This window comes from Vreelandella sp. EE27 (assembly GCF_968206495.1).
The window spans coordinates 3,920,495-3,934,155 of the sequence record NZ_OZ309109.1 but is presented as its reverse complement, the minus strand read 5'-3'; the positions used below and the strand labels follow the sequence as shown (position 1 = coordinate 3,934,155).

Genomic DNA, 13,661 nt, shown 5'->3' with positions numbered 1-13,661 from the left:
CGCTCGGTTTTGTTTCACTCCGGTCGCCACGAACTTGTCAGAGGTACAGTCCTGTGAATATCAACATGACGCTTATCGGGCAGACGATCGCCTTCGCGATCTTTGTCTGGTTTTGCATAAAGTACGTGTGGCCTCCGATCAGCAATGCGCTTCACGAGCGCCAGAAGAAAATTGCTGATGGCTTGGACGCAGCCAGCCGTGCAACGCGCGATCTCGAGCTTGCTCAGGAACGCTCCGAGCAGACGCTCAAAGAGAGCAAGGAGCAGGCATCCCAGATCATCGAGCAGGCCAACAAGCGCTCTGCCCAGATGATTGAAGAGGCACGCGAAGAGGCTCGCGCCGAAGGCGAACGCATCGTTGCAAGCGCCCGCTCCGAAATCGAGCAGGAAGTGAACCGTGCCAAGAATGAGCTTCGCGCTCAGGTTTCTCGTCTCGCGGTCATCGGCGCTGAGCGTATTTTGCAAGAGTCGGTCGACGAGTCAGCACATCGCAAGTTGCTTGATGAGCTTGCCGCCGAACTGTAAGGAGGTGACCCATGGCGGAACTACTTACCGTCGCTCGTCCTTACGCTAAGGCAGCGTTTGAATACGCGCGTGATCACGAAGCGTTTGATAGCTGGTCTCAGGCGCTGAATTTTTTGAGCGTTGCGGTTGCCGACGACGACCTACGCCGAGTGCTGGGTAGCCCAAAAGTCGTCAATGAAACCAAGATCGAGCTGCTTTCCAGCATTTTGCCGGAACAGCCCGAGGGCATTACGCGGTTTTTGACGACCCTGGCGACCCAGGGCCGTCTGTTGGCACTGCCTTTCATTGCTGATCAGTTCGAGCGCCTGCGCGCCGAGTTCGAGCAGCGTGTCGAGGTGATGGTCACGTCGGCCTACAAGCTGACGGCGCCGCAGAAGACCAAATTGGCAAACGCGCTTAAGAAACGTCTGAATCGCGAAATCTCAATTTCTACTCAGGTAGACAAGTCGCTCATCGGCGGTGTCATCCTGCGTGCCGGCGATACCGTCATTGACGGCTCGGTGCGTGGTCGATTGAACCGCCTTACTGATGCGCTAACCGCTTGAGTCCGAGGGACATGGCATGCAGCAACTGAATCCTTCCGAGATCAGCGACATCATCAAGCAGCGAATCGAGAAGCTTGACGTCGCATCCGAAGCCCGTAATCAGGGTACCATCGTCACCGTTTCCGACGGCATCGTGAAAGTTCACGGCCTCGAAGACGCGATGTTTGGTGAAATGATCGAATTCCCGAATAGCATCTTCGGCATGGTGCTCAACCTCGAGCGCGACTCCGTCGGCGCCGTGGTACTGGGCGACTACCTCCAGCTCGAAGAGGGGATGACCGCCAAGTGTACCGGCCGCATTCTCGAAGTGCCGGTGGGTCCGGAACTCGCGGGCCGCGTAGTCGACGCACTGGGTAACCCCATCGACGGCAAGGGCGACATCAACGCCAAGCTGACCGACGCGGTCGAGAAAGTCGCGCCTGGCGTCATCACGCGTCAGTCCGTCGACGAGCCGATCCAAACCGGTCTGAAGTCGATCGATTCCATGGTGCCGATCGGCCGCGGTCAGCGTGAGCTGATCATCGGCGACCGTCAGATCGGTAAGTCGGCGATCGCCATCGACGCGATCATCAACCAGAAAGGCAAGGGCGTCACCTGTGTCTACGTGGCGATCGGTCAGAAGCAGTCGACCATTGCCAACGTCGTGCGCAAGCTCGAAGAGCACGGTGCGATGGAGCACACCATCGTGGTCGCGGCCGGCGCGTCCGACCCGGCGCCGATGCAGTTCCTCGCCGCCTACTCCGGCTGCACCATGGGCGAGTACTTCCGCGACCGTGGTGAAGACGCCATGATCGTTTACGACGATCTCTCCAAGCAGGCCGTGGCGTACCGTCAGGTATCGCTGCTGCTGCGCCGCCCGCCGGGCCGTGAAGCCTACCCGGGTGACGTGTTCTATCTCCACTCGCGTCTACTTGAGCGCGCTGCGCGCGTCAACGCCGACTACGTCGAGAAGTTCACTAACGGCGAAGTCACCGGCAAGACCGGCTCCTTGACCGCACTGCCGATCATCGAGACCCAGGGCGGCGACGTTTCCGCGTTCGTTCCGACCAACGTGATCTCGATCACCGACGGTCAGATCTTTCTGGAAACCAACCTGTTCAACTCCGGTATTCGTCCGGCGATCAACGCAGGTTTGTCGGTATCGCGTGTCGGTGGTTCGGCCCAGACCAAGATCATCAAAAAGCTTGGCGGTAGCGTGCGTCTGGCGCTTGCGCAGTACCGGGAGCTTGCGGCGTTCTCGCAGTTCGCTTCTGATCTCGACGAAGCGACGCGTAAGCAGCTCGAACACGGTCAGCGTGTCACCGAGCTGATGAAGCAGCACCAGTACTCGCCGATGTCCGTGGCGGAAATGGCGCTGACGCTCTACGCCGCCAACGAAGGCCATCTGGATGATGTCAGCGTCGACAAGGTGTTGGACTTCGAGCGTGCCCTGCACGACTACATGAAGTCCGAACACGCTGAACTGCTCGACAAGATCAACCAGACCGGTGACTACAACGACGAGATCAAGGACGGCATGAAGTCCGGTCTCGAACAGTTCAAGGCGACTCAGAGCTGGTAATGTCCGGCCCGCCTATCGGCGGGCTTGCCTACTTTCTGAGAGCCACGAACGAAGGGTAGATCGCTATGGCAGCTGCAAAAGAGATACGCAACCAGATCGGAAGCGTCAAAAATACGCAGAAAATCACCAGCGCTATGGAAATGGTCGCTGCGTCGAAAATGCGTAAAGCGCAAGATTTGATGAAGGCAGGCCAGCCGTACGCCAGGCAGATTCGTAACGTGGTCGGCCACATCGCGGACGCAAACCCCGAGTACAAGCACGACTACATGGTCGAGCGTAACGAGGTCAATCGCGTCGGTTATATCGTGGTCTCTACGGATCGTGGACTGTGCGGCGGCTTGAACGCCAACCTGTTCAAGGCCGTGGTGAAAGACGCCAAGGCCTGGCACGAGCAGGGCGCGGAGCTCGACTTCTGTGCCCTCGGCTCCAAGGCCAGCGCGTTTTTCCGTAACTACGGCGGCAACCTGGTGGCCGCGAAAAGCGGGCTGGGTGAAAAGCCAACGGTTGAAGGTTTGATCGGCAGCGTCAAGGTGATGCTGCAAGCGTACGATGAAGGACGTCTCGACCGGCTCTACGTGGTGTTTAACGAGTTTATCAACACCATGACGCAAAAGCCGGTGGTCCGTCAGCTTCTGCCGCTTTCGCCGGATATGGGCGACGACGACGCCTCCAACGATGAAGAAAACGCCCGTCCCGGAAGCTGGGACTACCTGTATGAACCGGATGCCAAGGCGTTGCTCGATGGCCTGTTGGTTCGCTTCATCGAATCCCAGGTCTATCAGGCGGTGGTCGAAAACGGCGCCTGCGAGCAGGCCGCCCGGATGATCGCCATGAAGAGTGCCACCGATAACGCGGGCAATCTGATCGACGATCTGGAGATGGTGTACAACAAGGCCCGCCAGGCCGCCATCACCCAGGAAATTTCCGAGATCGTCGGCGGCGCTTCAGCCGTATAACGCCCTTGATGCCGCGAGTCGGCATCGGGCAGACAGGTTTCATTTGCAGGTTTTAAAGAGGAACCAAGATGAGCGGACGTATCGTACAAATCATCGGCGCGGTGATTGACGTAGAGTTTCCGCGGGACTCTGTGCCCAAGGTCTACGACGCGCTAAAGGTCTCTGAAAAAGAGACCGTCCTCGAAGTCCAGCAGCAGCTGGGCGACGGCGTGGTGCGGACCATCGCGATGGGCTCCACCGAGGGCTTGAAGCGTGGTCTGGACGTGACCAACACAGGGGCCGCAATTTCTGTACCCGTCGGTACCGAAACGCTAGGCCGGATCATGAACGTGCTGGGCGAGCCGATCGACGAAGCTGGCCCGATCGGCGAAGCCGAGCGCATGCCGATCCACCGCAAGGCACCGAGCTACGCCGACCAGGCGGCTTCCAACGAGCTTTTGGAAACCGGTATCAAGGTCATCGACCTTGTGTGCCCGTTTGCCAAGGGCGGCAAGGTTGGCCTGTTCGGCGGCGCCGGTGTGGGTAAAACCGTCAACATGATGGAGCTTATCCGCAACATCGCCACCGAGCACAGCGGCTACTCCGTATTTGCCGGTGTGGGTGAGCGTACGCGTGAGGGTAACGACTTCTATCACGAAATGACCGAATCCAACGTTATCGACAAGGTATCGCTGGTTTACGGTCAGATGAACGAGCCGCCGGGTAACCGTCTGCGCGTGGCGCTGACGGGGCTGACCATCGCGGAGAAATTCCGTGACGAAGGCCGCGACGTGCTGTTGTTCGTCGATAACATCTACCGCTATACCCTGGCGGGTACCGAAGTATCGGCCCTGCTTGGCCGTATGCCGTCGGCGGTTGGTTATCAGCCGACACTGGCCGAAGAGATGGGTGTGTTGCAGGAGCGTATCACCTCCACCAAAGCAGGCTCTATCACGTCTGTGCAGGCGGTTTACGTTCCCGCGGATGACTTGACCGACCCGTCACCGGCGACCACCTTCTCGCACCTGGACGCCACCGTGGTACTGGCGCGTTCTATCGCCGAGCTGGGTATTTATCCTGCGATCGACCCGCTGGACTCCACCTCGCGTCAGTTGGATCCGCTGGTCATCGGCGACGAGCACTACAACGTCGCTCGCGGCGTACAGGGTGTGCTGCAGCGCTACAAGGAACTCAAGGATATCATCGCCATTCTGGGTATGGACGAGCTGTCGGACGAAGACAAGCTGGCCGTGGCCCGGGCGCGTAAGATCCAGCGCTTCTTGTCGCAGCCGTTCTTCGTCGCCGAGGTGTTCACGGGTTCGCCGGGTAAATACGTGTCGCTGAAAGACACGATTAGCGGCTTCCAGGGCATTCTGGACGGCGAGTACGACGATATGCCCGAACAGGCCTTCTACATGGTCGGCTCTATCGACGAAGCGGTCGAAAAAGCCAACCAGATGAAGAAGTAATCCCGTTCACTAGGGGGATTCGCTATGGCGAATAGCTTCACTTGCACTATCGTCAGCGCCGAAGCGTCCATCTTCTCGGACAGCGTCGAGCAGGTCATCGCCTCGGGTCTAATGGGCGATCTGGGTATTTTACCCGGCCACACGCCGCTTTTGACCGAGCTTCAGCCGGGCCCGATCCGGGTGATCATGAACGGCGGCGTGGAAGAGAACTTCTTCGTGTCCGGCGGCTTCATGGAAGTCCAGCCCGAGGTGGTGACGATTCTGGCCGACGCCGCGGCGCGGGCGAGCGACCTTGACGAGGCCGCCGCCGAGCAGGCGCGTCAGGACGCGCTCAAGGCCTTCAACGAGAAGTCCGCCGAGCTCGACTACACGCGTGCCTCGGCGGAACTGGCCGAAGCCGTTGCCCAGCTGCGAACGATTCAGCAGCTGCGCAAGAAGGCGGGTAAAGGCTAGAGCTCACGCGTGACGTGAATAAAACGCTCCTTGAACCCCTGGCGGTTTAAGGGGCGTTTTTTTTATCTGCTACTATAAATTCCGGCAATGTAGCGAGCTATCTATCTGCAAAACTCATCTAACATAACGCCTCTTTCAGGGAGATTGCGATGTCGCTATCCGATGAAACCTTGCAGGAATTGAAATCAACGCTGCTGGGCGAGCTTTCCCAGCAAGCGCCGAGCCAGGCGGTGTCCGAGCGTCTGGCGGAAGTGCGTTCGGCGGATATCGCCCAGGTGCTCGAAGAGTTCATCGAAGATGACGAAGAGCTCACCGCGGCGATAGCGATTCTCGATATCCTTTCCACCGAGCGCGCGGCCAACGTGCTGGGCTACCTGCCCGGCGAAAGCCAGCTCGAGGTAGTCGCCGAGCTCTCCGATACCCAGGTCCTGAAGCTATTGGAAGAGATGGGCTCGGACGAGCGGGCGGATCTTTTCAACCTGCTGGGGGAGGATCGCCGCGAAGCGCTTTTGCGGCGGATGGCCCACCAGGAGCGTGAAGACCTAAAGCGTCTGGCAAGCTATGTAGAGGGCACTGCCGGCGCCATCATGACCTCTGACTATGTAGCGATAGCCAGTGGCATGACGGTGTCGCAAGCGCTGATGCGGGTACGCCAGACCGCGCCGGACGCCGAAACCGTGTACCAGCTCTACGTGCTGGACAGCGACGGCGAGCTGATCGGCACGATGTCGCTTCGCCAGCTCATGGTCGCGCGCCCCGGGGCGATGGTCGACGACATCATGATCAAGGACGTGATCAGCACCGCCGTCGATAACGGCCAGGAAGAGGTCGCCCGGGTGGTGGCGCGCTACGACCTGCTGGCGCTGCCGGTGATCGACATCGACGGGCGCATGGTGGGGATCGTCACCCACGATGACGCCATGGACGTGGCGGAGTCCGAGGCGACCGAAGATATCCACAAAGGGATGTCGATCGGCCAGCTCGAGGACGGCGTCAGCCGCGTCAAGCTCTGGAGCCTTTATCGCAAGCGCGTGACCTGGCTGGTGCTATTGGTATTTGCCAATCTGTTTTCCGGGGCGGGCATTGCCTACTTCGAGGACGTGATTGCCTCTCAGGTGGCGCTGGTGTTCTTTTTGCCGCTTCTGATCGGTAGCGGCGGTAACGCCGGTGCCCAGGCGGCGACCTTGATGGTGCGCGGGATGGCCACCGGGGATGTCGGCGTCAAGGACTGGGGCAAGATGCTCGGACGCGAGCTCATGGTCGCCGGGGCGTTGGGGCTGACCATGGCGATTGCGGTCACGCCGATCGGTATCATGCGCGGCGGCGAAGCGGTGGCAATGATCGTGGCGCTGAGTATGGTGACCATCGTGCTGTTTGGCAGCTTGATCGGTATGTGCCTGCCCTTCGTGCTGGAGCGTTTCAAGGTCGACCCGGCCACGGCGTCGGCGCCTTTGGTGACCACCCTGATCGACGCCACGGGCGTACTGATCTACTTCACCATCGCGACCATCATCCTCGCGGCGGTCTGAACCACCGCCCCAAGCCGGCGCTGCCCCTGTAGTGCAAAAGGCAGCGCCCGCGCCACCCTGCGCCGATTCACGATTCACGATTCACGATTCACGATTCACGATTCACCGAAGCGCGCTGCTCGCCGCCCGGGTGATAAAGAGAATCTCCACGTGGCCCAGCCACTCGATATCGCTGGCCATGGCCTTGAGCTGGCTGGCCAGGCACTGGGGCGGCTGATGCACGGCGTCGCTGATGATCAGCGACACCGAGACCTTGTTGTCCAGGTAGTGAAGCTGCAATTCGTTCAACGTGCGCCATACCGGGTGGGCATACCAGCGCTCGTCGAGCGCTGCCTCGACCTCCGGGCGAAGCGGCAGCCCCGGGAGCTTACTTGGGTCGCCTTCACCGGCGTCGTCCTCGGGGTCGATATGAAAAATGACGTCGGTGAGCAGGGGAAACTCGTGGCGCAGCCGCCGGCTCACCTCGTTGCCGATCTCGTGAGCCTCGGACACCGTAATGGTGGGGCCGACCACGATGTGTAGATCGACCATGACCCAGCCCGCGGATTGGCGAGTGCGCAGGTCGTGCACGCTATCAACACCGGCCACGCTACAGGCCACGTCGTGCATCTGCTGCTGAACGTCTTCGGGAAGCGCGGTATCGACCAGCTCCCGAGCGGATTGCCACAGTAGATCCCAGCCGACCTTACCCACCAAAAGCCCCACCACTACGGCGGCTACCGCGTCCACCCAGCCAAGCCCGAACTGGGCGCCAAGAAGCGCCACCAGCACCACGGCGGTCGAAAGCGCATCGCTTCGCGAGTGCCAGGCGTTGGCTTCCAGCAATTTAGACTGCACACGCTTGGCCACGCGCATGGTGTAGCGGAATATCCACTCTTTACTGGCCAGTGCGGCGACGGTGATGGCGATCGCCACGTACCCCGGAGCGCTTACCCCCTCGCCGCTTAACAGCCGGTCAACGCTTGACCAGGCGATACCGCCGGCGACGAATATCAGGATACTGCCCAGTAACAGCGTGGTCAGCGTTTCGATACGCCCGTGGCCGTAGTGATGGTCGTTATCCGGTTCCTGGCGGCCGTAGTGGATCGCGGTCAGCACGAAACCATCGGTGACCAGGTCCGAAAGCGAGTGGATACCGTCGGCGACTAGCGCCGCCGAGCCGACCAAAAAGCCCACCGCTACCTTGACGATGCTCAAAAAGCCGTCCAGCCAGGCGCCAATGTAGGTCACCCGTTTGGCTTGTTCGTGGTCAAGTGTATGATTTTGAACCACTGACGATTCTACGGTCTGAGACATGGGTACCTTGCAGGGCGTGCACGTTCATTAGAGCCCCATTGTAGCGTATAGCGGCGTAATCTATAGCCCCTTGGCGCTTGTTCGTTGAGAGAAACGGACAATGCGCCAAGAGGCAGGTATTGTTTGCTCGCCTGACAGGTAAACATTCTTTAAATAACGACAGACGAATAGGACAATCCATGGATTGGCTTCAGGTGGTAGTGTTAGCGGTCGTGCAGGGGCTGACCGAATTTTTACCCATTTCGAGTTCCGCTCACCTCATTTTAGTGCCCGTATTGACCGACTGGGACGACCAGGGCCTGGCCTTCGATGTCGCGCTTCATCTGGGCAGTTTGAGCGCGGTCATCCTCTACTTTCGCCGTGAACTCTGGCAGATGGTGACCAGCAGCCTGGCAGCGGTGGGCGGCCGGGGTGTCAACCGCGAGGCAACGCTGGCGCTTTGGGTCGTGGTGGCCACGATACCGGTGTGTCTGGCCGGTTTTTTGCTGCAAGACATCGTGGAAGGTTATATGCGCTCCACGCTGGTGATCGCCATCAGCCTGATCGTCTTTGGCCTGGTACTGGGCTACGCCGATTGGAAAAAGCGCGGCACCCGCTCCGAGTATGATATGCGCTTGAGGGATGCGCTGTTTATCGGCGCCGCCCAGATACTCGCGTTGATCCCCGGTACCTCGCGCTCGGGGATCACCATTACCGCCGCGCTGATGGCGGGCATGAGCCGCGAAAGCGCTTCGCGGTTCTCGTTTCTGCTTTCCATTCCTGTCATTATATTAGCCGGTGGGCTCGAGGCGTTTAAGCTGGCAAGCAAAGGCGCCTCGGTCGACGTGCCGGTCATGCTGGGCGCGACGGTGCTGTCGGGCATCAGTGCTTACCTGTGTATCCACTACTTTTTAGCGGTGATTAAAAAGCTGAGCATGCAGCCGTTCGTCCTCTATCGTGTGCTGTTCGGCGCTTGGCTTTTGTGGTTTTTTTATTTCTAATGCCTGGGCGTTTTAAAGGGACCCAACATGAAAAACTATTCGCCGAGGTTGCACCACGCCGCGTTTTTGCTGATGGCGCTGCTGCTTTTGGGCTGCTCCGAGCAAGACCGCCCGCTTGATTCCCCCGTACGCTTCGAAGGCGGCATTTTTGGCACGTTTTATCAGGTGACCATTGCCGATTCGCTCACCCAGGGCGAAGCTCAAACGCTGGAAGAAGGTGTTCTTGCCGAGCTCGAAGACGTCGACCAGGCGATGTCCACCTACCGCGACGACTCGGAACTGATCGCGTTCAACAACGCCCCGCTGGGCGAGTGGCAACCGCTTTCCAACGAATTGATCGAAGTAATGGCGATTAGCCAGTCGGTGGCCGAGGCGAGTAACGGCGCTTTCGATATCACCATCGGCGAGCTGGTCAATCTGTGGAGTTTTGGGCCCGAGGCCCGCCCGGAAGAGGTTCCTTCCGAGCAGGAACTCGAGGATCGCCTGGCGCGCATCGGCTTCGACGCCGTCGAGGTCGACACCCAGCGCATGCAGGCCAGGCGCAATCGCGACGTTTTCATCGACCTTTCCGGCGTGGCCAAGGGCCACGCGACGGATCGCGTGGCGGCGTATCTGGACCAGCAGGGCATCGAGGATTACCTGGTGAACCTGGGCGGCGACTTGATCTCCCGCGGTCATCGCAGCGAGGTCGACCAGGAGCCCTGGCGCATCGGTATCGAAGTACCTCAAAACGGCCAGCCCCGGGCCCAGCACGTCATTCCACTGGAGACGCTGTCGGTGGCGACCTCCGGCGACTACCGCCACTATTTCGAAGCCGACGGCCAGCGTTACGCGCACACCCTCGACCCGCGCACCGGCCGCCCGATTACCCATCGTTTGGCCTCGGTATCGGTGTTTCACCCCTCCAACGCCTGGGCGGATGCCTGGGCCACCGCGCTTTCGGTGGCGGGGGAAGAGGGTGGCATGGCAATGGCCGTCGACAATGACTTGAGCGTGCTGATGCTCGTCAATATCGGCGAAGAGCAGTGGCAGAGCCTGGCAAGCCCCGCTTTCGTCGACTATTTCGGTGAAGCGTTGATGGCCGAGCTGGGTATCGATGCCTGGAACGCCGAGACCTCACCCGCTTCAATCAGGGACTAACATGCAAGAACTCGACATCGTCATCCTCGCCGCCGGTAAAGGTTCGCGGATGCGCTCGCAAACCCCCAAGGTGCTGCATACGCTTGCCGGCAAGGCGTTGGTGCAACACGTGCTCGATACCGCCGCCACGCTCGCGCCTACCCGCACCCACGTAGTGATTGGCCACGGCGGCGAGCAGCTTCGCCAAGCCCTGGCCGGTCAGGCGGTCACGTTTGCCGAACAAACCGAGCAAAAAGGCACCGGCCACGCGGTGATGCAGGCTACGCCCGCCTGTGGCAGCGGCAAGGTGCTGGTACTTTACGGCGACGTGCCGCTGATTCAGGCCGAGACGCTCACCGCACTGCTCGAGCAGGTGGACGAGACGCACATGGGGCTTTTGACCGTGACCCTGCCTGATCCCAGCGGCTACGGGCGCATCGTGCGCAACGCCGAGGGCGAGGCGGTGGCCATCGTCGAACAAAAGGACGCCCGCCCCGCCGAGCTTGCCATTACCGAGTGCAACACCGGCATCATGGCGATGACCACCGAGCAGCTCGAACGCTGGCTGCCGAAGCTTTCCGACCAGAACGCCCAGGGCGAATACTACCTGACCGACGTGATTGGCCTGGCAAGCGCGGAGGGCACGACGGTGTGCACCGCCCAGCCGCAAAGCGCCGCCGAGGTCGAAGGGGTCAACAACCGCGCGCAGATGGCGCGGCTCGAACGCACCTATCAGCTCGATTTGGCCGAGGCGCTGATGGCCCAGGGCGTTGCCCTGGCCGACCCGGCAAGGCTCGATGTACGCGGAACGCTCACCTGCGGCGAAGACGTCTTTATCGACGTGGGCTGTGTGTTCGAAGGCGACGTGCGCCTGGAAAACGGCGTACGCGTCGGCCCCTACAGTGTGATTAAAAACAGCGTCATCGGCGCGGAAAGCGTGATCGAAAGCCACAGCGTCATCGAAGATACCTGGAGTGCGGGGCGCAACCGGGTGGGCCCCTTTGCCAGGCTTCGCCCGGGTACCCGGCTGGCGCTCGACGCAAAGGTCGGCAATTTCGTCGAAACCAAGAACGCCGAGGTAGGCGAGGGCAGCAAGATCAACCACCTAAGCTACGTGGGCGACGCCACCCTGGGGCGGGGGGTGAACGTAGGCGCCGGCACGATTACCTGCAACTACGATGGCGCCAATAAGCACCACACCGTGATCGGCGACGAGGCGTTTATTGGCTCCAACAGCGCCCTGGTCGCCCCGGTCACCGTGGGCGCCGGGGCCACGGTCGGCGCGGGCTCGACGATCAGCCGGGATGTCAGCGACCAGGCGCTTGCGCTCACCCGTAGCCCGCAGACGCAAAAAGCGCCCTGGTCGCGCCCGACCAAAAAAACCTCTTGAACCCATCGCCCAAAAGCCAAGGAGAGACCCATGTGTGGCATCGTCGCAGCGGTTGCACAGCGTAACGTACAGGAGATCCTGCTGGAGGGACTCAAACGCCTGGAGTACCGCGGCTACGACTCCTCCGGCATGACGGTGCTTAGCGAAGGGGCTCTAAGGCGCCATCGGGCGGTGGGCAAGGTCGGCGCCCTTGCCGAAAAGCTCGGGCGTGAAGCGCTTCCCGGCACCTCGGGCATTGCGCACACCCGCTGGGCCACCCACGGCAAGCCCACCGAGGCGAATGCACACCCGCACCACAGCCAGGATCAGGTGGCCGTGGTGCATAACGGCATCATCGAAAATTTCGAGCCCATCAAGGTGCGCCTCGAAAATGACGGTTACGCGTTCAGCTCACAAACCGACACCGAAGTGATCGCTCACTTGCTCAGCGAGAAGCTGGCCAGCGGATCGGATTTGTTCGAAGCGACCCGGTATATCGTCAAAAATCTGGGCGGCGCCTACGCGCTGGGTGTGATGAGCAAAAGCGAGCCCGGTGTGGTGGTCGGCGCCCGCCAGGGCAGCCCGCTGGTGGTGGGGGTAGGCATCGACGAGGCATTTCTCGCCTCGGACCCGATGGCGCTTTTACCGGTGACCGATCGGTTTATTTATCTGGAAGAGGGCGATCTGGTCGTGCTGCGCGACAAGGGCGCGATCACCGTGGTCGACCGCGACGGCCAGACCGTCGAGCGGCCTATCCACACCTTCGAGCACGGCGATGGTTCGGCGAGCAAGGGCGAGTATCGCCACTATATGCTTAAGGAGATTTTCGAGCAGCCCGCGTTGATGGGCGAGGCCCTTGAAGGCCGGTTAAGTGATGACGGTGTTTTGGTTGAAAGCTTCGGCCCCGATGCCTACGCGCTTTTCGAAAAGGCCCGCCAGATCCACATCATCGCCTGCGGCACCAGCTTTCACGCGGGGCTTGTGGCGCGCTACTGGCTCGAGCGCTACGCCGGTGTACCCGTGCAGGTGGAAGTGGCCTCGGAGTATCGCTACCGCTACCCGGTGGTACCGGAAGGGACGCTGTTCGTGACGCTCTCCCAGTCCGGGGAAACCGCGGATACCCTGGCGGCGCTGCGCTTTGCCAAAACCCTGGGGTATCTGGGTACGCTTGCGATATGCAACGTGCCGGGAAGCTCGCTGGTGCGCGAATCCGACATGGCGCTGATGACCCGGGCCGGCCCGGAGATCGGCGTGGCCTCGACCAAGGCGTTCACCACCCAACTGGTCGCGCTGATGCTTTTGACCCTGAGCGTGGCGAAAGCCAACGGGCGTGGGGATTACGGTGAGATCGTTGAGGTGTTGCGCCAACTGCCCGCGCTTTGCCAAAAGGTGCTGGCGATGGACAGCCAGATCGAGGCGCTCTCCCAGGCGTTTGCCGAAAAGCACCACGCGCTCTTTCTGGGGCGTGGCGCCCACTATCCGGTCGCGCTGGAAGGCGCGCTCAAGCTCAAGGAAATCTCCTACATTCACGCCGAAGCCTACCCCGCCGGCGAGCTCAAACACGGGCCGCTAGCGCTGGTGGACAGCGAAATGCCGGTGATATCAATCGCGCCCAACGATGACCTGCTGGAGAAGCTCAAGTCCAACCTGCAGGAAGTACGCGCCCGGGGCGGGCAGCTTTTCGTGTTTGCCGACGAGAACGTGGGCATCGTCGCCCAGGAAGGCATCGAGGTACTGACGCTACCCCACGTGCACGAAGCGCTGGCGCCGCTGCTCTACACGCTTCCGCTGCAGCTTTTGAGCTACCACGTGGCGGTTCTCAAGGGGACCGACGTCGACCAGCCCCGCAACCTGGCCAAGAGTGTAACCGTCGAGTAGGGC

12 protein-coding genes are annotated in these 13,661 nt (G+C 60.9%); 11 read left to right on the top strand and 1 reads right to left on the bottom strand.

All coding sequences use genetic code 11. From position 1 onward, the window contains the following. Positions 1 to 53 precede the first annotated feature (53 nt). The 7 genes from ACWHVV_RS18400 (at position 54) to mgtE (ending at position 7,016) form a co-directional block, all read left to right on the top strand. The gene (locus ACWHVV_RS18400) at positions 54 to 524 is read left to right on the top strand and encodes a F0F1 ATP synthase subunit B (protein WP_447927506.1); all 471 of its coding nucleotides are present in this window, start codon (positions 54 to 56) and stop codon (positions 522 to 524) included. Between the two features lie 11 nt (positions 525 to 535). After that, positions 536 to 1,069: a F0F1 ATP synthase subunit delta gene (locus tag ACWHVV_RS18395; RefSeq protein WP_447927505.1), complete on the top strand. Its 534-nt coding sequence runs from the start codon at positions 536 to 538 to the stop codon at positions 1,067 to 1,069. Positions 1,070 to 1,085: 16 nt separating this feature from the next. Next, positions 1,086 to 2,630 (top strand): F0F1 ATP synthase subunit alpha, encoded by a 1,545-nt coding sequence (gene atpA, locus ACWHVV_RS18390; protein ID WP_447927504.1) that lies wholly within the window; start codon positions 1,086 to 1,088, stop codon positions 2,628 to 2,630. A 65-nt stretch (positions 2,631 to 2,695) separates the two neighbouring features. Then, a complete protein-coding gene (atpG, locus tag ACWHVV_RS18385) occupies positions 2,696 to 3,586 on the top strand; it encodes a F0F1 ATP synthase subunit gamma (RefSeq protein ID WP_447927503.1) in 891 nt (296 codons plus the stop codon). Positions 3,587 to 3,654: 68 nt separating this feature from the next. Further along, positions 3,655 to 5,034 (top strand): F0F1 ATP synthase subunit beta, encoded by a 1,380-nt coding sequence (gene atpD, locus ACWHVV_RS18380; RefSeq protein ID WP_447530444.1) that lies wholly within the window; start codon positions 3,655 to 3,657, stop codon positions 5,032 to 5,034. Between the two features lie 24 nt (positions 5,035 to 5,058). After that, the gene (locus ACWHVV_RS18375; protein ID WP_447927502.1) at positions 5,059 to 5,487 is read left to right on the top strand and encodes a F0F1 ATP synthase subunit epsilon; all 429 of its coding nucleotides are present in this window, start codon (positions 5,059 to 5,061) and stop codon (positions 5,485 to 5,487) included. 149 nt (positions 5,488 to 5,636) lie between these two features. Continuing rightward, the gene (gene mgtE / locus ACWHVV_RS18370) at positions 5,637 to 7,016 is read left to right on the top strand and encodes a magnesium transporter (protein WP_447927501.1); all 1,380 of its coding nucleotides are present in this window, start codon (positions 5,637 to 5,639) and stop codon (positions 7,014 to 7,016) included. Positions 7,017 to 7,118: 102 nt separating this feature from the next. Here the strand turns inward: mgtE and ACWHVV_RS18365 are convergent, their stop codons facing one another. Then, positions 7,119 to 8,312 carry a cation diffusion facilitator family transporter gene (locus ACWHVV_RS18365; protein ID WP_447927500.1) on the bottom strand — a complete coding sequence of 398 codons (1,194 nt, stop codon included), beginning with the start codon at positions 8,310 to 8,312 and terminating at the stop codon, positions 7,119 to 7,121. Positions 8,313 to 8,491: 179 nt separating this feature from the next. Between ACWHVV_RS18365 and ACWHVV_RS18360 the strand changes: the two genes are divergently transcribed. From ACWHVV_RS18360 to glmS, 4 genes are read left to right on the top strand one after another with little or no spacing between them, the layout of a single operon-like run. Continuing rightward, complete coding sequence (locus ACWHVV_RS18360; protein WP_447927499.1) at positions 8,492 to 9,292, top strand: undecaprenyl-diphosphate phosphatase; 801 nt, start codon at positions 8,492 to 8,494, stop codon at positions 9,290 to 9,292. A gap of 27 nt (positions 9,293 to 9,319) precedes the next feature. After that, positions 9,320 to 10,432 carry an FAD:protein FMN transferase gene (locus ACWHVV_RS18355; RefSeq protein WP_447927498.1) on the top strand — a complete coding sequence of 371 codons (1,113 nt, stop codon included), beginning with the start codon at positions 9,320 to 9,322 and terminating at the stop codon, positions 10,430 to 10,432. 1 nt (position 10,433) lies between these two features. Further along, the gene (glmU, locus tag ACWHVV_RS18350) at positions 10,434 to 11,801 is read left to right on the top strand and encodes a bifunctional UDP-N-acetylglucosamine diphosphorylase/glucosamine-1-phosphate N-acetyltransferase GlmU (protein ID WP_447927497.1); all 1,368 of its coding nucleotides are present in this window, start codon (positions 10,434 to 10,436) and stop codon (positions 11,799 to 11,801) included. Between the two features lie 30 nt (positions 11,802 to 11,831). Beyond that, on the top strand, positions 11,832 to 13,658 hold the full coding sequence (glmS, locus tag ACWHVV_RS18345) for a glutamine--fructose-6-phosphate transaminase (isomerizing) (protein ID WP_447927496.1): 1,827 nt from the start codon (positions 11,832 to 11,834) through the stop codon (positions 13,656 to 13,658). The last annotated feature ends 3 nt before the right edge of the window (positions 13,659 to 13,661 follow it).